Source organism: Peristeroidobacter soli (assembly GCF_004138485.1).
GTDB lineage: Bacteria > Pseudomonadota > Gammaproteobacteria > Steroidobacterales > Steroidobacteraceae > Steroidobacter > Steroidobacter soli.
Genome location: NZ_ML142848.1, coordinates 1879483 through 1899668 on the forward strand (window position 1 = coordinate 1879483; position 20186 = coordinate 1899668).

The following is a 20186-nucleotide window of genomic DNA, read 5'->3' on the forward strand; positions in this document are numbered from 1 at the left end:
CACCCGCTTGCCGGCGGTCGGCGCACCGAAAATAAGGGAGCACCGGCTTGGCCAAGAACACTTTCAGCACACTGACACTCGCGATCGGCGCAATCTGTGTGACCAGCGCGGCCCGCGCTGACGACAGCAACGTCTTCACGCTCGGTCAGATCACCGTCACCGCGCCTCGCATCGACACCGTCCTGGGTGACGCCACCGTCAGCCAGGAAGAAGTGTGGAACTTCAACCTGAACACGCTGGACGAGGCCGTGAAACTCGTGCCAGGCGTCACCAGCAACTTCGACTCCAACGGTCGCCGCAACGAGCACGACATCTTCGTGCGCGGCTACGGCCGCTGGCAGGTGCCGCTGTCGATCGATGGCATTCGGGTCTATCTGCCCGCCGACAATCGTCTCGACTACAATCGTTTCCTCACGCAGGACCTCGCCGAGATTCAGATCCGCAAAGGTTACGCGTCCGTGCTCGACGGCCCCGGCGGGCTCGGCGGCGCGATCAACCTGGTGACTCGCAAGCCCACCAGGGCGTTCGAGTCGTCGTTCCAGAGCGAAGCCATGTTCGGCAATGAGGGTTACGAAGGCTGGAGCAGCACGCTCAGCCTCGGCACACGGCAAGACAACTACTACGCACAGGCCAGCGGCAGCTATCTCGATCGGGATCATTGGTCGCTGTCCAATGATTTTCGGCCGACCGCGATGGAAAACGGCGGCGAGCGCGACGGCTCCGCGACCAAGGATTGGCGCGTCAACGTCAAGGTCGGGTTCACACCGAACGAGACCGATGAATACAGCCTCAGCTACACCAGGCAGGAAGGCGAGAAAGGCGCGCCGCTGCAGGTGTTCAACAACCCGCCGAATCCGCCCAACAGCTATTGGACCTGGCCGTGGTGGGACACCGACAGCATTTATTTCCTGTCGCACACCCAACTCAGCGACAGCAGCTATCTGAAGACGCGCCTGTTCTACAACACGTTCGACAACGCGCTCTGGGCCTATGACGACGCGACTTACACGACGCAATCGTTGAATGGCCGCTTCCGCAGCAGCTACGACGACAACGGTTACGGTGGCAGTGTCGAAGCAGGCATGTCGCTCAGCGAGAGCAACATCCTCAAGGGCTCGATCCACTATCGCGTCGACGAGCACCGCGAGCGGGACCTCAACCGCCCGACGAGCCCGGCGTTCGCCGCCATGGAGCCGTGGACCGGCAGGAAGGAGCACACCTGGTCCGTTGCGCTGGAAGACACGATGCAGTTCACGTCACAACTCAGCGCCGTGTTCGGCGTGAGCTATGACAAGAACGAGTTGAAAGAAGCCACCGACTACACGGTCGCGCGCGGCGTCTTCAGCTACTCGACCGGCGACAGCGACGCCGTCAACGGCCAGGCCGCCGTGTACTGGCGTTACAACGATGCCGCTCAGCTGCACGCGTCGATCTCGTCACGCTCTCGTTTCCCCACCAACTTCGAGCGCTTCAGCACCCGCTTCGGCAACGCCGTGCCCAATCCGGATCTGGAGTCGGAACGCGGCGTGAATTACGAGATCGGTTGGGAAAGCGGCACGCAGTGGCAGACCACGACGCTGGCCGCGACCGTGTTTTACAACGACATCAGCGACATGATCCAGACGGTGATCGTGCAAGTCTCGCCACAGCTGACCCAGACTCAAAACGTCGGCGACGGCGAAGCGTACGGCGTCGAACTGAGCGCCGACACGCAACTCACCGATCAGCTGCGCATCGGCGCGAACTACACCTACCTGCATCGCGAGGTCACCGACGCCTTGCAGCCAGGTCTGCGCCCGGCCGGCACACCGACGCATCAGGGCCTGGTGTTCGTGAGCTATCAGCCCATTCCGCAGCTGACGATCATGCCGAACCTGGAACTGGCGGACGATCGCTGGAGCGACAACGGCACCGGCCGCTTCGTCGAGGTCGGCCAGTACAAGCTCGCGAATCTACAGGTTCAGTATCGCGCCAACGAGGCGTGGGAACTGGCTGTCGGTGCCCGCAACCTGCTGGATGAGAACTATCAGCTCGCGTTCGGCTATCCCGAACAGGGCCGCACCTACTACGCGAAGTTCAAACTGGACTTTTGATTGGAGAGCGCAGCTCCATCACCGGGACGTTGCTCGCCTGGCCGCCGCGGTGGCCGGCGAGCGCTGCGTGCGGGTGATGGAGCGACGCGTCCCCTCGCGCTGGGTGCTCACGGTCTTGAGCATGGGCCCGAAGTATTTCTCGGCGCGGGAGTTGGTTTCTTTTTCGAACTGGCGATACGCGGTCACGATGGCTTCACCGAACTCGGTGAGCGTCGTACCGCCGCCGCCACTGCCGCCGGTCGCAGTCAGCACCAGCGGCTCACGAAAGGTCTGATTGAGGCTGGCCAGCAACTGCCAGGCGCGGCGATAGCTCATATCCAGGTCGCGAGCCGCCTGCGACAGCGAGCCGGAGTCGCGCATCTTTTCGAGCAATGCCACCTTGCCCGGCCCGATGGCATGGTCGGAATCGAAGTCCACACGCAACGTAATCTTGAGCCTGCTCATCGCTTCTCTCCGCGGGCGAAACACCAAAGTAACGCAGCCCCGGCTACGATCCAAGAGCCGGCCGCAAACGAGGTATCAGCATGATCCTGTCCCTGGCGCGCAGCTTTGCGCATCTTCTCATCGCAGCCCTGCTGCTGACCCGAACCGCCGCGGCGGCCGAGGCGCAGCGCGAGCCCTTGCTCGTATTCGCGGCGGCGTCGCTGACCGACGTGTTGCAGCAGGCCGGGCCGCTGTACACCAGGCAGTCCAACGTCGAGGTGAAGTTCTCGTTCGCCGCGAGCTCCGCGCTGGCCAAGCAGATCGAGTCCGGCGCCAGGGCCGACGCGTTCCTGTCCGCCGACCAGGACTGGATGAACTACCTGCAGGAACGCAAGCTGATCAAGACCGACACGCGCAGCGACCTGCTCGGCAATCGGCTGGTGCTGATCGCGCCGAAGGACAGCAAGGTCACGCTGAAGATCCAGAAAGGCGCGCCGTTGCTGGAGGCGCTCGGCCCGAACGGCCGGCTCTCGACCGGCGATCCGGACTCGGTGCCGGTCGGCAAGTACGCCAGGACCGCGCTCGGCAATCTCGATTTGTGGGCCGCGATCGAACCCCGCCTGGTGCGAGCGGACAACGTTCGCGTCGCGTTGATGTATGTGGCTCGTGGCGAAGCGCCGCTCGGCATCGTGTACGCGACCGACGCCGCAGCCGAGCCGCAAGTTCGCGTTGTGGATCTGTTCCCCGAATCCGCACACGCCCCGATCACTTATCCTATGGCGGCAACCACCAGCGCCTCGCCTGAGACTGCGTCATTCCTGAAGTTCCTGCGCAGCGACGCGGCTCGCGCCATCTTCACCAAGGCCGGCTTTACCATCCTGAGTGGCGGCGCCAAGACCGCTGACGGCGCTGCAGCTTGCAGCGGCTTCCAGTTCGACGTGAGCAAGGAACTGAAGGTGTTCGAGAGCAAGCCGCGCGAAGTAGCCGCCACGACCGCCGCGAATTCGGCTGCTGCGATCGATGTGAATCAGCTGTACTCCGTGAAGCTGACGGATCAAAGCAAGGTGTCGTTCGCCACGACGCCCGGCAAGTCGACAGTCGCCGATGGCTCGTACGCCGGCCTGCTCAAGATCACCTCGCCTCGCTCACAAACCATTCGTGTCACGGCGACGGAACATGCGTGGCTGGACGTCGTCAGCGGCGGCAAACTGGTCGAGTCGGCCCGTCACACCGGCAGCGCCAACTGCAAAGTGTTACGCAAGGTCGTGGAGTTCAAGATCGCGCCGGATCAGCCGGTGATGATTCAGGTGAGCGGCAGCACCGAGCAGCAGATCAAGCTCGCGGTCACGACGACTTGACCGGCGGCCCTTCGACAAACGCGTGACCGCGGATCGAGACTGACTTCACCAGCGCCCACACCTGCAGACCGGGGCGCAGACTCAGCGCATCCGACGCGGCGCGCGTGACGCGCGAGAGAATCGACGCGCCACCGATGTCGACATAGACCAGCTCGGTATCCTCAACATCCGGAACGATCCGCGCGATCGTTCCGGTCATGATGTTTCGAACACTGAGGTTCTCGGGCCGGCTGGTTGCGAGAATGATGTCTCGCGCCAGCAATTGGGTGCGGACGTGAGCGCCGGCTTTCGCCTCCCGCAAGCCAATCCGCAGTACGTTCGTGCCGACCCGGATGTTTGCCAGGCCGGTGCCACCATCCACCGACTCCACGACGCCATGGATGACGGCGCCCACCGCATCCGGCCCGACGATGGCGCGCAACTCCGGATGCAGGCTCAGCTCATCCAGCGGCCCCTGCGACAGCACTCTGCCTTGATCCATCAGCACGACGTGGGTTGCGAGCCGCAGCACTTCCTCGAACTGATGGCTCACATAAATCATGGGAATCGCCAGCTCATCGCGCAGCTTCTCCAGATACGGCAGCACTTCTTCGCGACGCGCGGCATCGAGCGACGCCAACGGCTCATCCAGAACCAACACGCGCGGACCCGACAGCAACGCGCGCCCCAACGCGACGCGCTGACGTTCGCCACCCGACAGTTGATGAACCCGCCGTGACAACAACGGCTCGAGCCCAAGCAACGGCGCGACCACGTCGAGCGTGATGCGCGGCAGATCCCGGCGCGGATTCACCCGCAGGCCCTGCAAATCCGGAACGAATCGATTGGCGCGCTGCTCGCCGTAGCGCAGATTCCCCATCACATCGAGGTGAGGAAACAATCGCGCATCCTGGAACACGTAACCGATGCGTCGATGCTCGGCCCGCAACGATTTGCCGCTCTGTTCGAGCGCAACGCCGTCGATCACGATGCGCGCTTCGTCGGCCGGCAGCAGTCCCGCGACGATGTTTGCCAGCGTCGTCTTGCCGCAGCCGGAGCGGCCGAACAGCGCGATCACGCCGGGAGAGGAGACCTCGATCTCCACATCGAGCACAAAGCTCTCGCGGCGCTTCTTGGCGCGGATGCTGAACATGCGGCGCGCTACCGTCCCAACATCCGGCGCACGCGACGCGCGATGTACTCGGCTGCGATCAATCCCAGCAACCCGAGCGTGAACGAAATCGTCGCCAGTCTCGCGGCGACGGCATCGCCCCCCGGGGTCTGCAACGCGGTGTAGAGCGCAAGGGGCAAGGTGCGCGTTTCGCCGGGAATGTTAGAAACGAAAGTGATGACGGCGCCAAACTCGCCGAGCCCCGCCGAGAATGCGGTGACGGCGCCGGCCAGAATGCCGGGCAGCATCAGCGGCAACATCACCGTGAAGAAACGATCCCACGGCCCCGCGCCGAGCGTGCGTGCCGCGTCTTCCAACCCCGAGTCGACGCCCTCCAGCGAGATGCGAATGGCTCGCACCATCAACGGAAAACTCATGACCGCGGTGGCCAGCGCCGCGCCCGCGCTGGTGAACACGAGCTGGATGCCGAAGTGCTCATATAGCCAGCCGCCGATGGGCCCGCGCATTCCAAACAACAGCAACAGCAGGTAGCCGACGACGACCGGCGGCAACACCAGCGGCAAATGCACCAAGGCATCGAGCAGCAAGCGTCCGTGCAACTTGCGCCGGGTCAGCAGCCAGGCCACGAGGATCGCCAGCGGCAGGCTGAACAGCACGCTGCGCAGGGCGATCGACAGGCTCAGGCGGACCGCGTCCACCTCGGCGGCGGTGAGCATCATGAGCGGCAGTATAGAGCAGCGCCGAAGGTAAACATTTTGAGCATAGCCAAGCAGCGCGCACGCGCCTTAAGATTGCCCGGTAACGCCGCTAGAGGATTCGTCATGATCAAAACCATTATTACCGGAACGCTGCTGGCCTGCCTCGCGGCCGCCACCGCAAGCGCCGACTGCTCGTATCCCAAGGCTCCGACCGGCTTGCCCGACGGTGCCACCGCGACCCAGGACGAAATGGTCGGCGGCATGAAAGCCATCAAGGAATACAACAACCAGGTCACCACCTATCTGAACTGCCTGGAAAGCGAAATGAACACCCGCATCGAGGCCGCCGGCCCCGACGCGCCGGCCGATCAGGTCGAGCAGATCAAGGCCATCCACACCAAGCGTCACAACGCCGCCGTGGAGGAGCTGGAATCGACCGCCGCCCGCTTCAACGAGCAGGTGAAAGTATTCAAGGCACGCGAGAAAAAGAGCTGATTTTTTCCGGGCGGGGCGCGCGCTTATGTGAAGCCGCGCGCCCCGCCGTCCAAGCCCCGAGCGTCCGCCTCGGGCTTTGCATGAGCGCCGTCCGGCGACTCATTTCACGTATTCCAGCGATCCCGCCGAAAGCAGTGCGACCGCCGTCGCAGTTGTACGAGGTACCGACAGATCGACCCTTAAGCGCGCGCTCGTAGGGCCGATGCCCGCTGTGTCCGCCGTAACAACGGCTCATGCTCACGGATCAGCTGGAGAGAAGTAATGAATCGCAAGTTGCTCACCATCGGCGCTGCCTTCGCCCTCGCCTTTGGCGTGGCTACCGCCCAGGCCGAATGCGCCTTCCCCAAGGCCCCCGCTTCCATCCCCGACGGCAAGACGGCTTCGGAGCCGGAAATGGTCGCCGCCATGCAGGCCTTCAAGGCCTACAACGAGGAAGTGAATGCGTTCGGCGCCTGCCTGGAAGAAGAGACCAAGAGCAAGGCCGCCGGCACTGCGCAGCTGATGCAGCTGAAGACCATGCAGACCAAGAAGCACAACGCCGCCATCGACGAGCTGCAGGCCAAGGCCAAGCTGTTCAACGAGCAGGTGCGTGTGTTCAAGGCACGCGGCTAAGACAGGTTTGATTGAATCGGCCCGCCTCGAGCGGGCCGATTGCTAACGGCCAGGCACATCTGGGCAGGACGCCCGCAACGATTTCGACGACGCCTTAGGCGCCTGTGGCGCCGCTGGATTGATGTGCCATCGGCGAGGCAGGCCAAAGGCCAGGGAATGGAGCGAATCAGCCGCTCCATGGGGAGGCTACGGATCAGTTTCCCTGCTTACGCGCGGATGTGGATCCAAGGACCGGATGCCGCTTCGCGTGTCTTTATGAACCAGCTTGGTCATCTCAAGCAGCCGTCCCTGGAGCCTCGACCAGCCGGTACTTCCATGTACCGTCGTTCGCTCGGTTCGAGGCGACGTTAAGTCGCCTCGAAGAGGCATCCTCGCTCACCCCTGCTTACGCGCGGATGTGGATCCAGGGAGTCAGGCCGCCCATCCCGCGTCTTTCGGTCAGTTCCAGGTTCGGGACTGGCCAGAATTTGCCCATTCCTGCGCTCTTTCTGCTCCGATATAGCGCCCTCCCGTGGCTCGTGACACACTTTCGCGGTGTCCAGCCGACTCCTGTCACCCACTGAAGCCGAAGCCGCGATTCGCCAGCATGCGACGCCGCTGCCGGCCGTCGCTTTGCCCCTGATTGAGCTGTCGGGCGCGGTGCTGCGCGAATCCATCACCTCGACGCGCGATCAGCCGCCGTTCGACCGGGTCACGATGGACGGCATCGCCTTCTCGTTCGCGGCCTGGCAAGGCGGCCGGAACAGCTTCCGGATCAACGGCACCCAAGCGGCCGGCGCCGCGCCGCTGACCTTGCGCGAGCCCACCGACTGCATCGAAGTGATGACCGGCGCGATGCTGCCCATCGGCTGCGATTGCGTGGTGCCGGTCGAGAACATCGAAACCGGCGATGGCATCGCTCAACTGCGCGACGACGCCCCCGCGCCGGTGCGCAATCTCAACATCCACAACCGCGGGATCGATTCGCGTCGTGGCGATCTGTTGTTACCGTCGGGCGCCCGGCTCGGCCCCGCCGAAGTGGCGGTGATCGCCTCGAACGGGCAAACGCACGCGCTGGTCTCGAGGCCGCCGCGCATCGTCGTGATTTCCACGGGCGACGAACTGGTCGAGCCCGGCCAGCCACTCCAGGATTGGCAGATCTCGCGCTCCAACGTTTACGCCGTGCTCGCCTCGCTACGACAGCATGGCTATGCCGCGCTCTCGCACGATCACGTGCCCGACGACCTGCCGAAACTGCGCGAGCGCCTGAGCGCTCACCTCGCCGCCAACGACGTGATGATCCTCAGTGGCGGCGTGTCGATGGGCCGGTTCGATTACGTGCCGCAGGTCCTGCAGGAACTGGGCGTGCGCAGGATCTTCCACAAAGTCGCGCAGCGTCCGGGCAAACCGCTGTGGTTCGGCGTAGGCAGCGGCGGACAGACGGTGTACGCGTTGCCCGGCAATCCGGTATCGACGCTGGTTTGCCTGACGCGCTATGTGCTCCCTGGACTGCAGGCATCGCAAGGCGCCTCGCCCGCGCCCGTTGAAACCGTCTCACTTGCCCAAAGCTACGACGTGAAGCCACCGCTCGCGGTGTTCCTGCCCGTGGCGATCATTCAGGATGTCGCGGGACCATGCGCCTTGCCGCAGCCGACACGGGGTTCCGGCGATTTCACCTCGCTGGTCGGCACCGTAGGCTTCGTGGAACTGCCGCCGGGCCCGCGAGTCGTTATGGAAGACGCGACGTTGCCTCTTTATCGTTGGTAGCCGAATGCCATCCACCGTCACTCCCCTGCCCGTGAAGCACCGCCCGCACGATACGCTGGGCCGGCCGCTGCACGACCTGCGGATTTCGGTGATGGATCGCTGCAACTTCCGCTGTCCGTACTGCATGCCGAAGGAAACGTTCCATGAGAACTACCGTTTCCTGAAATCGAACGAGCGCCTGTCGTTCGAAGAAATCACTCGATTGACCCGCCTGTTCGTCGACATGGGCGTGCGCAAAGTGCGGCTCACCGGCGGCGAGCCGCTGCTGCGTTCGAACCTCGCCGATCTGGTCGGCGATCTCACCGCCATCGAAGGGGTGCAGGACGTGGCTTTGACGACCAATGGAGTGCTGCTCGCTCAGCATGCGGTCGAATTGAAAGCCAACGGCCTGAATCGAATCACCGTCAGCCTGGACACCACCGATGCCGCGATCTTCAAGCAGATGAGCGGCGGCATGGGCGAGCTGGATCGCGTGCTCGACGGCATTCGCGCCGCGCGGGAAGCGGGGCTCGCGCCGATCAAGATCAACTCGGTGATCGAGCGCGGCCTGAACGATCATACGGCGCTCGATTTGATCGAGCGCTTCCGGGGTACCGGCGTGATCGTGCGCTTCATCGAATATATGGATGTGGGCAATCGCAATCACTGGAGCCTGGAGCGCGTCGTGCCTTCGCGCGAACTGGTGGATCGGATCGGCCAGCGTTGGCCGCTGCATCCGGTCGATCCGAATTACCGCGGCGAAGTGGCTGAACGTTACGCGTTCGATGACGGGCTCGGCGAGGTCGGGTTCATTTCTTCGATCACCAATCCGTTCTGCGGTGACTGCACGCGGGCGCGGCTGTCGTCGGAAGGCGTCTTTTATACCTGCCTGTTCGCGCGTTCCGGCATCGATCTGCGCGCACCGATGCGTGGAGGCGCGACCGATGCGGAGCTGAGCCAGCTGATCTCGAACACCTGGCTGAAACGCGGCGACCGTTACAGCGAGGCCCGCTCCTCGCTCAAGAACGGCGAGCAGCCGTTGCGCAAGATTGAGATGTATTACATCGGTGGCTGATCGGATGGCGACGTTTACTCATGTCGACTCGAGCTCGCGACCGACCATGGTCGACGTGAGCGACAAAGTCGTCACCAAGCGCACGGCGACGGCGCAGACTCGCGTGCGGTTTCCCTCTGAGGTGGCCGAGGCATTGCGCTCTCGGCAGTTCAATACGCCGAAGGGGCCTGTGTTTCAGACGGCGATCATCGCGGGCACGATGGCGGCGAAGCGGACGCACGATCTGATTCCGTTCTGTCATCCGCTGGGCATCGAGAAGTGCTCTGTATCGATTGAGATGTCCGGTGATGAGGCGGTGGTGCTTTGCACGGTGTCGGTTCATCACAAGACCGGCGTCGAGATGGAAGCGCTGACGGGCGCGAGCGTGGCTGCGCTCACGATTTACGACATGTGCAAGGCGCTGTCGCACGACATCGTGATTGCGGAGACGCGGTTGGTTGAGAAGCGTGGAGGCAAGAGCGATGTCGGCTGACGCACCTTTGTTCGGCCTGGTGCTGGCCGGCGGCGCCAGCACTCGCATGCAGCGGGACAAGGCGGCGATCGAGTATCACGGCCAGTCGCAGCTGCATTGGACGTTTCAATTGTTGTCGCACGTGTGTGCGGCGACGTTTGTTTCGGTGCGACCGGATCAGCGCGAGGAGCCTACGCGGGCGGGACTGCCCCAGATCGTCGATCGCCAGCCTGGCATCGGACCGATCGCCGGCATCTCGGCGGCTCTCCATGCTCATCCCAAGGCCGCGTGGCTGGTCGTTGCCTGCGACCTGCCCTTCTTGAATGAGCCAACGCTGCGGTATCTCATCGAGCATCGCGATCCTCGCCGGCTCGCTACTGCCTTCAAGAGCAGTCACGACGGCTTGCCTGAGCCTTTGTGCGCGATCTGGGAGCCGGCGTCGCGCGAGCCCTTGCTCGCGTTCCTTGCTGCCGGAAAGCAATGCCCGCGGAAGTTTCTGATCAACGCGGACACGTTGCTGCTCGATCTGCCCGATGCGCGCGCGCTGGATAATGTGAATACGTCGGATGAGTATCGATCGGCCGCTGCCGCCTTCGGCGGCCCGTTGTTGCCCACCCACCCGCCCTCTTCGAACCAGAACGGCGCTGACCGCGCCCCTTCTCCGAACCAAGCCGGCGGCGTCACACACCTCGCCTATTCTCCCGACCAGCCCGGCGGCGATACACGCCTCACCTCACCTGCTCATTCTGGCAGCGGCGCAAGCCGCGCCCCTTCTCCGAGCCAGCACGGCGGCGTCACAGCCCTCGCCTCTTCTCCGAGCCAGCACGGCGGCGCCACACCCCTCGCCTCTTCTCCGAGCCAGGCCGGCGGCGCCACACCCCTCGCCTCTTCTCCGAGCCAGGCCGGCGAGGTTCAAAAAGACAATGTTGCTGCGTCGGGAGCCAAGGCCGACAAGCCTCGCACCTTGCGCGTTCAGTACTACGCCATCCTCCGCGAACAAGCCGGCCGCAGCGAAGAAACATTGGACACCACGGCAACAACCCCGGCCGAGCTCTACGACGAGCTCCGCCGGCGCCACCCGTTCCAATTGAACGCAGCCCAACTGAAAGTCGCCCTGAACAACGACTTCAGCGACTGGCAAACCCCGCTCCGTCACGGCGACACAGTCGTCTTCATCCCCCCGGTGGCCGGCGGATGAAACCCTTCTCCTTCAGCACCGCCCCCCTGACCCTCGATGACTATCGAAGGGAACTGGCCGATGACGCCGCCGGTGGCTATGCCTCGTTCGAAGGCTGGGTACGCAATCACAACGAAGGCCACGCCGTCACCAGACTCGAATACGAAGCGTTCGAGGCCTTGGCGAACAAGGAAGGCGAACGCATCGTCAACGAAGCCATCCAGCGTTTCGGGGTGTTGAAAGCCGCCTGCGTCCATCGCGTCGGCTCACTGGCGATCGGCGACGTCGCCGTATGGGTGGGTGTCAGCTCAAAGCACAGAGCCGAGGCCTTCGCCGCGTGCCGTTACATCATCGATGAAGTGAAACATCGAGTGCCCATCTGGAAGAAGGAGTACTACGTCAACGGCGACTCAGGCTGGGTGAATTGCGAGCGCTGCGCCGTTCCCGGTCATGACCATACGCATGAGCATCCTCATGCGCACGATCACAACCACTGAGCCGACTCAGCCGCAGGACCACGATTCCAATCGGGCTCCCTCTCCGACTCAGCCGCGATACCACAATTCCACTCGGGTCCCCTCTTCGACTCAGCCGCGAGACAAATTCAAATTTGTCCCCTTTGGGTTGGAGCTGAGAGGGCGCGGGACAAATTGAAATCTGTCCCCTTTGGGTTGGAGCTCAGCCGCTGCCAGCGACATGAATCACCAGGTCGATGCGCCGATTGCGCGCACGACCCACAGCCGTCTCGTTGGTCGCGACCGGCCGTGCCTCGCCGTAGCCGATCGAGCTGACCTTCTCTGCGTTCGCACCGAGCTGACTCACGAGGTACTGTTTCACGGCGTCCGCGCGATCCTGCGACAGGATCAGATTCGCCGAGTCGCTGCCGTTCGCATCGGTATGCCCTTCAACCACAATGGTGGCATCCGGGAATCGAGCCAGCGCCGACTGCACCTTCTTCATCAGCGCCGCGCTGCTGGCATCGATGGTGCTCTTCCCCGACGGGAAATTGATACCCAACAATGACACGACGACATCTTCGCCCTGCCGATACACCCGCGCCTCTTCAGCCGTGAACGACGCTTCGATCGCCGCGATATTCGCCCGCAGCTGCGCCTGTGCATCGACCTGACGCTGAAGCGCGATTCGTTCCTGCGACTCCCCGCCCAATCGAGACTCGACGCGCTTGATCTGATTGTTCAGCGCCGCGATCTGCTCCTCGCGATCCTGCAATTCCTGTTTCAACCGCCGCACTTCCTGCGTCTGCTGCTGAGCGTACTCACCCAGCTCCTTCATCGGCGCCTGATGGCCTTCGTCGAACCGGATGTCCAGCTCCATGTCGTCGGCGATGCGCTGGAGCGGCTCCTCCCACGACAGAATCAGCGCTTCGACACCGGACTGATCCTCCTTCTCCTGCTGCAGGACTTTCTGGACCTGCTGAGCCAGATACGTCGCGTGCTTCGCGTCGTAGCGAGCCTGTCCAGCGAGCTTGCGGGGCTGAGTCACGTCGTAGCGATTGCGCTGAATCTCCTGCTCCGCCTCGGCGAGATGACGTTTCGCCGACTGCAGCGTGCGGGGCGCGTACCGTTCCACCTTGGCCGCATCGGCCTGCGCGATCAGGTTGCGGGCCTCGTTGAGAATGCCGCCCTTGATGCCGGTCAGCTCGACATCGCGCAACAGGACCTCGGCCTCGGCGGCGCGCTTCTGCGCATTCGCCAGATCGCCGCCCTCGTTCTCGCGCATGGCTTGCACGAAACGATCGTTTGCCTTGGTCCAGGCCTCGCCCGCGAACTTCGGCGCCTCGGCAACCAGTGCATCTTCGCGAGTCTTGATCACGCCAGGTAACGTTTGCCGGGCGCTCGCCGCGACCGTACGCGCCTTCTCCAGCGCCGCCTCGCCTTCCTGCACGCGAGCTGCAATTTTTTCAGTACCGCGGCCTCGTTCAGCTTCCTTGGCGGCGTTCTGGCTGGCCTGCACGGCCGCCGCGAAGGACTTGGGCGCGAGCACGTCGAGCTGGTCGGCGCGGCCCTTTTCAACGGCGGCGGCCAGGGCCGCGGCGTCGACATTGCCGGCAGCCGACGCCGGCGGAGCGCCGAAACTGAGACACACGACCACGATCAGCGCGAGTAGCTGCAACATACGAAACCGGCCCGAAACAAAACTTGAGCGAAAGTATATATGCGTCAGGGCCGGATCTGGCCCGAGCCGCGCACCACATACTTGTAACTGGTGAGCTGTTCGACGCCCACCGGGCCACGCGCATGGAATTTATCGGTCGAGATGCCGATTTCGGCGCCCATGCCGAATTCGCCGCCGTCGGCGAACTGGGTCGATGCGTTATGCAAAACGATGGCGCTGTCGACGCCACCGAGGAAACGCTCGGCCGTGGCTTGATTGGCCGTGACGATGGACTCCGTATGCGCCGACCCATACTTCGCAATGTGCGCGATAGCGGCGTCGACGCCGTCGACCACCTTCGCGGCGATGATGGGTTCGAGATATTCGGTGCTCCAGTCCGCCTCGACCGCCGGCCGGATGCGCGAATCGAGGCGCTGTAACGTTTCATCGCCTCGCACTTCGCAGCCCGCATCGAGCAACGACTTCAGCACGGTCGCAGCGGCGGCGCCGGCGCGATCGAACAACACCGTCTCCGCCGCCCCGCAGACGCCGGTGCGACGAAGCTTCGCGTTGAGCACGACTGCGCGGGCCATGTCGAGATTGGCATCGCGATCCACATACACGTGACAGTTGCCATCGAGATGACCGATGACCGGCACGCGCGCTTCCTTCTGCACCCGTTCCACCAGACTGCGCCCGCCACGAGGCACGACGACATTGATGAACTCGGTCATGCTCGACAGCATGTAACCGACCGCCGCGCGATCGGTGGTCGGCACGACTTGAATGGCCGCTTCGGGCAAGCCGGCGGCGCGCAGACCGGCGGCCAGACATTCGTGAATCGCTTTGATCGAGCGATTGCTCTCGCTGCCACCGCGCAGGATCACCGCGTTGCCCGACTTCAAACACAGCGCGCCGGCATCGGCGGTGACATTGGGCCGGCTCTCATAAATGATGCCGACCACGCCCAGCGGCACGCGCACCCGTTCGATCTTCAAACCGTTCGGCCGGGTCCAGCTGGTGATCACGCTGCCGATGGGATCCGGCAAAGCGATGATGTCCTCGATGCCACGGGCCATGGCTTCGATCCGTTGTTCGTTCAATACGAGGCGGTCCAGCAGCGATGAAGAAATGCCTCGCTGCCTGGCCTGCTCGACATCGGCGCGATTGGCGGCCAGCAGGTCGGCGCGGCGCTCGCGAATCGCGGCGGCCGCGGCCTGCAGCGCGGTGTTCTTGGCGTCAGTGGATGCCTGAGCCAGCGCCTTGGCGGCGCTCTTGGCCGCGCGGCCCAGGGCCTGCATCGATTCGGCGACCGCGGCGACATCGCCTTCGATCTTCAAAATGGGAGCGTTCATGACTTCATTCTAGCGGCACCCCGCCCGGGTAAAGAAGGGTTCATCGGCCCGCGGGGTTCTACATCGCGAAACTGGCGGCCCGCGCGGGCCAGTCTTGGTCAATTCTTGACCCGCTTGCGCACAGTCAAACGTCTCAGGCGATGACACAATGAGCCGCTACGAGACCCAGGGGGATGACGATGGCAGTAGAGGCACGATCGGTCGGCGACCGAGCCGCCGGCGCGAACGACACCGGCGCATTCACTGCCAGCAACGCCTATCGCAACTACGTCGTCTGGCTGCTGTTCGTCATCTACGTGTTCAACTACGTCGACCGGCAGATCCTGTCCATCGTGCTCGAGCCCATCAAGCAGGAGTTCGACCTGCACGACTGGCAGCTCGGCATGCTCAGCGGCCTGGCGTTCGCCGCGTTCTATTCGACGCTGGGCATTCCCATCGCGCGCATGGCCGACACGCGCAATCGGGTCAACATCATCACCGCGTCCATCGTGATCTGGAGCGCGTTCACGGTTTTCTGCGGCCTGGCCCGAAACTTCTGGCATCTGCTGTTCGCGCGCATCGGTGTCGGCATCGGCGAGGCGGGTTGCAGTCCATCGGCGTATTCGATCATCAGCGACTACGTCGAGCCGAAGAAGCGCGCCACCGCGCTGTCGATTTATTCCATGGGTGTGTACGGCGGCAGCGCGCTCGGCTTCCTGGTCGGCGGACTGGTCGCTCATGAATATGGCTGGCGTGCCGCGTTCTATACGGTCGGCCTGCCGGGTCTGATCGTCGCGCTGATTCTGAAGTTCACCGTCAGAGAGCCCCCGCGCGGCTTCTCCGAACCGACGCCGGTCGCCATCGCCGAGCCGCCGCCGTTCAAGCGAGTGATGGGCGATCTCTGGGCGAAGAAATCGTTTCGTCATTTGTCCGTCGCCGCCGGTCTGCATGCGTTTGTCAGCTATGGATTGAGCTCGTTCTATTCGCCCTTCTTCATGCGCACTCACGGCATGACGCTCGGCGATGTCGGCGCGTGGCTCGCCATCGTTGTAGCACTGGGCGGACTGTCTGGAACGTATCTCGGCGGTCTGTGGTGCGATCGTTACTACGCCCGCACCCAGGATCCGCGCTGGTATGTCTGGATTCCGGCGATCACGCTGATCATCGTCGTGCCGTTCGGCCAGGTCGTGTACGCGCTGGATAACACCATCGCGGCGTTGCTGTTGCTCACGCTGTACATCGCGTTGGCGGCCGCGTATCTCGGTCCCAGCATCGCCTCGACGCATCGGCTGGTCGGACTACGGGAACGCGCGCTCGCCTCGGCCTTCCTGCTGCTGATCCTCAACTTCATCGGCCTTGGACTCGGGCCGATGTTCACGGGCGCGTTGAGCGACGCCTTCAAGGGATACTTCGTCTCGCAGGGAATTGCAGAGAAAGTGGCGCTCGCCGACGGACTGCGCTGGTCGATCCGCGTGACGCTGATGATGAATCTGTGGTCGGCGCTCCACTATTACCTCGCCGCTAAAACGCTGCGCGAGGACATCGAGACGGGCAATCAGGCCCGTGCCGCCGCCGGCCTCTAGACCAAAGGCGGCTCGGTCTTCAGGAACTCCAGCTCCTCGGGCGTCGAGCGCCGTCCGAGGATGACGTTGCGATGAGGGAAACGCCCGAAGCGCTCGACGATGTCGTGGTGATGGCGTGCGTACTTCACACCGTCGGCGATGCCCAGCTCGTTGAACAAACGCACCGATTCCGCCTGCGCCTGCAAGTCCTCGCTGTGCATGAACGGCAGATATAGAAAGTGCCGCTGCCTCGCCGGCAACGACTGGTCCTTGCCGCTCGCCACCGCGTATCGCGCCAACGCCAGTGCGTCGGCATCGGTGGCGTAGGCTTCCGGGGCCTGACGAAACATGTTGCGTGGAAATTGATCGAGCACGAGGACGGCGGCGAGCAACGTACGCGCATCGGCGCTGGCGGTCGCCAGCGGTTCAGCCTTCAACGCGTCGTAGGTGCCGCCGAATCGCGACCGGCACTTGTCATCCACTTGCGTGCTGCTTCTGAACCAGTCCTGCTCGCTCAGCTCCTCGAACCAGAAATGCAAGACCTCGTCGACCCAACCCGCGGGTAATTTTTTCGAGGACATCGACGGCGCTCGCTTACCAAACCGGAACCTTATCAAAGTCACAAACCGTCGGAAGGTTCCCGACGTGCAAAATTCTGGGTAGTCGAGCGATCCACTTCGCACTCTCACGCATTAGTCCCTACGCCAGCGTAAGGATCAATCAGACATGTCGACCGCGTTCAGACTGAAAGCCCTAGCAGTACTCGGCAGCGCATTCATGCTTGCCGCATGCAGCAATAACGACGACAACAATGACGCCCCCGGCAGCGGGCAGGCAGAAACCCCGCCGCCGGCAGCCACGCCGACCGCCGGCACGCTGATCGAAACTCCGCCGACGCGCCTCGGCACGTTCGCGATCGCCGATCTGCTCAACCTGGTGAACTTGAACTCCACGGCCGAACGCATCGTGGACTTCATCGTCGACCCGGAATGCGGCGTCGACGTTTATCAGATTCGTTACAACACGCTGGATCCGGCTCAGCAGCCGACCACCGCGTCGGGCGCACTGATGGTTCCGACCGGCACGAACGCCGCATGCCAGGGCTCGCGCCCCATAGTCGTGTATGCGCACGGCACGCAGGCCGAGAAATCCTTCAACATCGCCGATCTCTCCAATGCCGATAACGGCGAAGGCTTGTTGATCGCGGTCGCCTTCGCCGCGCAGGGTTACATCGTCGTGGCGCCGAACTACGCCGGCTACGACACTTCATCGCTGCCATATCACCCGTATCTGCACGCCGATCAGCAGGCGAAAGACACCTACGATGCACTGAGCGCGGCACGCAGTGCGCTGCCCACGAGCTCCGCGCCGACGGTGACCGACAGCGGCCGGCTCTTCATCACCGGCTATTCGCAAGGCGGGTTCGTGGCCATGGCCACGCATCGACTGCTGCAAACAAATGGCGTTCCGGTGACCGCTTCGGCGCCGATGTCGGGGCCTTACGCTCTCGGGGCATTTGGCGACGCTGTGTTTCAAGGCCAGGTCATTCAGAGCGCCCCCGCATTGGTGGGTTGGCTCATGACCGCGTATCAGCGCATCTACGGCAACATCTATTCAGCGCCGACGGCTGCGTTCGAGGCGCAATATGCGCCCACGATCGACACGCTGTTCCCGACGACGACCACGCGCTCGCAGGTCTACGCTCAAGGACTGCTGCCTCAAGATCAGCTATTCAGCAGCACGCCTCCTGATCCGGCGTACGCGGCCTATACACCTGCGACATCGCCGTCGGATCTGGCGCCTGTGTTCGCCCGAGGCTTTGGCACCGGCAACTTGATCACGAATTCATTCCGCGGGAGTTATCTGCAGGACTCGCTCGCCCATCCCGACGGCGGCTTCCCGGCCATTACGGATGGTTTGCCGGCAGCCGCGCCCGCCAATCCGCTACGCATCGCGTTCAAAGCAAACGATCTGCGCAACTGGAGTCCGACCTCACCGGTGTTGTTGTGTGGCGGCCATGACGATCCGACGGTTCTTTACATGAACACGGATCTGATGCGGCGTTACTGGACGGCCGCTGGCGTGACGACACCGATTCAGGTGCTCGATGTGGATGAAGATCCGTCCATCGGCGGTGACGACACGACCCTGAAGCTCGGCTTCAACGCCGCGAAGGAAGCCGTCATCGCTTCGGCGATTGCCGGCGGCGCGACGGATGGTGGCGCACTGGCAGTGGCTGATGTCTATCACGCCACGCTGGTGCCACCGTTCTGTCTCGCGAAGGTACAGTCGTTCTTCGATGGCTTCTAAGCGGCCGGGTACCGATCGCGCAGCTCGCGCTTCAGCACCTTGCCGATGGCATTTCGGGGCAACTCGGCCGCCAGCCGCACGGCGGCCAGGCGCTGCGTCTTGCCGAGGCGCTCATTGGTCCATTGTTTGATTTCATCGGCGCTGGCCGTCGCGTCCGGACGTAACACGACGAACGCGACCGGCGTCTCGCCCCACTCCTTCGACGGCACGCCGACGACGGCACCATCGCGCACGGCCGGGTGTTGCAACAGCACGGCCTCCAGATCGCTCGGATAGATATTGAAGCCGCCGGAAATGATCATGTCCTTGCGGCGATCCATCAGGGTGAGAAAGCCCTCGGCGTCGAAGCGACCGACATCGCCGGTGCGGATGAAACGATTGCCGGCGGCGTCGTACCACTCGGCCTCCGCGGTCTTGCCGGGCTGATTGAAATAGCCAGTCATCATGGCGCTGGAGCGGCCAACCACCTCGCCGATCTGACCCGGCGGCAGTTCCCGGCCCTGCTCGTCGATCAAGCGAATGTCATGCCCCGGCACCGGCTGGCCGACCGTGTGCAACTTGTCCGGAAACAGATGCGCCATGAGCATGCACGTGCCGCCGCCCTCGGTCATACCGTAATACTCGATCAAACCACCCGGCCAGCGACGCAGGATGTCGGCCTTCAGCGCCGCCGAGAACGGCGCGCTGGTACAGAACTTCATGCGATAGCTGCTCAGATCGAATCGATCGAAGTCGGCTCGGTCCAGCAGCCGCTGGTACTGAACCGGCACCAGCATCGCGTGCGTCACTTTGTGCCGTTGTGACAGCTCGAGGAACTTGCCCGCCTCGAACCTGGCCATGAGCACGGACGCGCCGCCGCCGGCGATGGCGGGCAAGAAAGAAACCAGCGTCGTATTCGAATACAGCGGCGTGGAGCAGATCGTCACCGCGTCACGGTCGTAACCGAAACTGCTGGCACGCCGGACATGGGCCCAGCGCATGCCGTGAGATTGCACGATGCCCTTCGGCGTGCCGGTCGTGCCCGACGAATAGATGATGTTGAACGGCGCGTCCGGCTCGATTGTTACAGGCACGGGCACACCCGCCGGCGCCAGCCAGGTGTCGAGAGATCTGACACCTGGCGCTCGATCCAGACGAACCAACTGCAGTCCGGACGGCAGTTTCACGGTCGCCAGGACGGTCGCGACGCTCTCATCCAGAAACAGGATCTTCGCGCCGCTGTCGGTGAGCATCGTCACCAGCGATTCCGGTGTGGCAGACGGCGATAACGGCGCGATCGCCACGCCCACCCGCACAGCGCCGAGAAAGACCACGGCATAGTCGACACTGGACGCGGCACAGATCGCCACCGCCTCGCCACTGGCCACGCGCTCACGTTGCAAAGCAACGGCGACCCGATCCAGCAACTGGTCCAGCTCGCCATAACTGACGCTGCGCTGTTCATCGATCAGCGCCGGCTGCAGCGGCCGCTCTACGGCATGGGCGTGGATCAGGTCGGCGATCAGACCGAAGTCCTGCTCGAACAATGTTTCAGGCGGGCTCACGTGCATCGCGAATCATCCCTTGAGCGGGCCGGCACAATGCCACAGCGTCATACACGGCGACAGCGGCAGCGGGGCGCCATTGCATTAATTCATACTCACGGAC

Annotated in this window: 18 protein-coding genes; 11 read left to right on the forward strand and 7 right to left on the reverse strand. The window is 63.5% G+C overall.

What is annotated here, in order from left to right:
* Positions 1–47: 47 nt before the first annotated feature.
* Entirely contained in the window at positions 48–2093 is a 2046-nt protein-coding gene (locus EKO19_RS07900; protein ID WP_129775782.1) for a TonB-dependent receptor plug domain-containing protein, read from the forward strand.
* An 18-nt stretch (positions 2094–2111) separates the two neighbouring features.
* On the opposite strand, the gene EKO19_RS07905 is transcribed toward EKO19_RS07900, so the two are convergent.
* A complete protein-coding gene (locus EKO19_RS07905) occupies positions 2112–2537 on the reverse strand; it encodes a winged helix-turn-helix domain-containing protein (protein ID WP_129775783.1) in 426 nt (141 codons plus the stop codon).
* Between the two features lie 80 nt (positions 2538–2617).
* Here EKO19_RS07905 and modA point away from each other — a divergent pair, with 80 nt between their 5' ends.
* Entirely contained in the window at positions 2618–3874 is a 1257-nt protein-coding gene (gene modA, locus EKO19_RS07910) for a molybdate ABC transporter substrate-binding protein (RefSeq protein ID WP_129775784.1), read from the forward strand.
* On the opposite strand, the gene modC is transcribed toward modA, so the two are convergent.
* Positions 3861–5006 (reverse strand): molybdenum ABC transporter ATP-binding protein, encoded by a 1146-nt coding sequence (gene modC, locus EKO19_RS07915; protein WP_129775785.1) that lies wholly within the window; start codon positions 5004–5006, stop codon positions 3861–3863. The two genes, modA and modC, sit on opposite strands and share 14 nt — an antisense overlap.
* A gap of 8 nt (positions 5007–5014) precedes the next feature.
* Positions 5015–5704: a molybdate ABC transporter permease subunit gene (gene modB, locus EKO19_RS07920; RefSeq protein ID WP_129775786.1), complete on the reverse strand. Its 690-nt coding sequence runs from the start codon at positions 5702–5704 to the stop codon at positions 5015–5017.
* Between the two features lie 102 nt (positions 5705–5806).
* Here modB and EKO19_RS07925 point away from each other — a divergent pair, with 102 nt between their 5' ends.
* From EKO19_RS07925 to EKO19_RS07955, 7 genes are all read left to right on the forward strand, one after another.
* Positions 5807–6178 carry a hypothetical protein gene (locus EKO19_RS07925; RefSeq protein ID WP_129775787.1) on the forward strand — a complete coding sequence of 124 codons (372 nt, stop codon included), beginning with the start codon at positions 5807–5809 and terminating at the stop codon, positions 6176–6178.
* 261 nt (positions 6179–6439) lie between these two features.
* Positions 6440–6790, forward strand: coding sequence for a hypothetical protein (locus EKO19_RS07930; RefSeq protein WP_129775788.1), 351 nt, complete (start codon positions 6440–6442; stop codon positions 6788–6790).
* 534 nt (positions 6791–7324) lie between these two features.
* Positions 7325–8536, forward strand: a complete 1212-nt coding sequence (locus EKO19_RS07935) for a molybdopterin molybdotransferase MoeA (RefSeq protein ID WP_129775789.1) — start codon at positions 7325–7327, stop codon at positions 8534–8536.
* A gap of 4 nt (positions 8537–8540) precedes the next feature.
* A complete protein-coding gene (gene moaA, locus EKO19_RS07940; protein ID WP_129775790.1) occupies positions 8541–9590 on the forward strand; it encodes a GTP 3',8-cyclase MoaA in 1050 nt (349 codons plus the stop codon).
* 4 nt (positions 9591–9594) lie between these two features.
* Positions 9595–10062 (forward strand): cyclic pyranopterin monophosphate synthase MoaC, encoded by a 468-nt coding sequence (gene moaC, locus EKO19_RS07945; protein WP_129775791.1) that lies wholly within the window; start codon positions 9595–9597, stop codon positions 10060–10062.
* Entirely contained in the window at positions 10052–11239 is a 1188-nt protein-coding gene (locus EKO19_RS38825) for an NTP transferase domain-containing protein (RefSeq protein ID WP_157995163.1), read from the forward strand. The genes moaC and EKO19_RS38825 overlap by 11 nt, the downstream gene beginning before the upstream one ends.
* Positions 11236–11715: a molybdenum cofactor biosynthesis protein MoaE gene (locus tag EKO19_RS07955; protein WP_129775792.1), complete on the forward strand. Its 480-nt coding sequence runs from the start codon at positions 11236–11238 to the stop codon at positions 11713–11715. Before EKO19_RS38825 ends, EKO19_RS07955 begins: the two co-directional genes overlap by 4 nt.
* A 181-nt stretch (positions 11716–11896) precedes the next feature.
* Here EKO19_RS07955 and EKO19_RS07960 read toward each other — a convergent pair whose 3' ends face one another.
* Both EKO19_RS07960 and EKO19_RS07965 read right to left on the reverse strand, forming a co-directional pair.
* Positions 11897–13354: an OmpA family protein gene (locus tag EKO19_RS07960; RefSeq protein WP_129775793.1), complete on the reverse strand. Its 1458-nt coding sequence runs from the start codon at positions 13352–13354 to the stop codon at positions 11897–11899.
* A 44-nt stretch (positions 13355–13398) separates the two neighbouring features.
* Entirely contained in the window at positions 13399–14688 is a 1290-nt protein-coding gene (locus tag EKO19_RS07965) for a glutamate-5-semialdehyde dehydrogenase (protein WP_129775794.1), read from the reverse strand.
* A gap of 179 nt (positions 14689–14867) precedes the next feature.
* Between EKO19_RS07965 and EKO19_RS07970 the strand changes: the two genes are divergently transcribed.
* Complete coding sequence (locus tag EKO19_RS07970; RefSeq protein ID WP_157995164.1) at positions 14868–16250, forward strand: spinster family MFS transporter; 1383 nt, start codon at positions 14868–14870, stop codon at positions 16248–16250.
* Here the strand turns inward: EKO19_RS07970 and EKO19_RS07975 are convergent.
* Positions 16247–16810 (reverse strand): DUF924 family protein, encoded by a 564-nt coding sequence (locus tag EKO19_RS07975; RefSeq protein WP_129775796.1) that lies wholly within the window; start codon positions 16808–16810, stop codon positions 16247–16249. The two genes, EKO19_RS07970 and EKO19_RS07975, sit on opposite strands and share 4 nt — an antisense overlap.
* A gap of 145 nt (positions 16811–16955) precedes the next feature.
* On the opposite strand from EKO19_RS07975, the gene EKO19_RS07980 reads away from it, so the two are divergent.
* Positions 16956–18539: an alpha/beta hydrolase family protein gene (locus EKO19_RS07980; RefSeq protein WP_129775797.1), complete on the forward strand. Its 1584-nt coding sequence runs from the start codon at positions 16956–16958 to the stop codon at positions 18537–18539.
* On the opposite strand, the gene EKO19_RS07985 is transcribed toward EKO19_RS07980, so the two are convergent.
* On the reverse strand, positions 18536–20089 hold the full coding sequence (locus EKO19_RS07985) for a class I adenylate-forming enzyme family protein (RefSeq protein WP_129775798.1): 1554 nt from the start codon (positions 20087–20089) through the stop codon (positions 18536–18538). The genes EKO19_RS07980 and EKO19_RS07985 overlap by 4 nt on opposite strands.
* Positions 20090–20186: the final 97 nt, after the last annotated feature.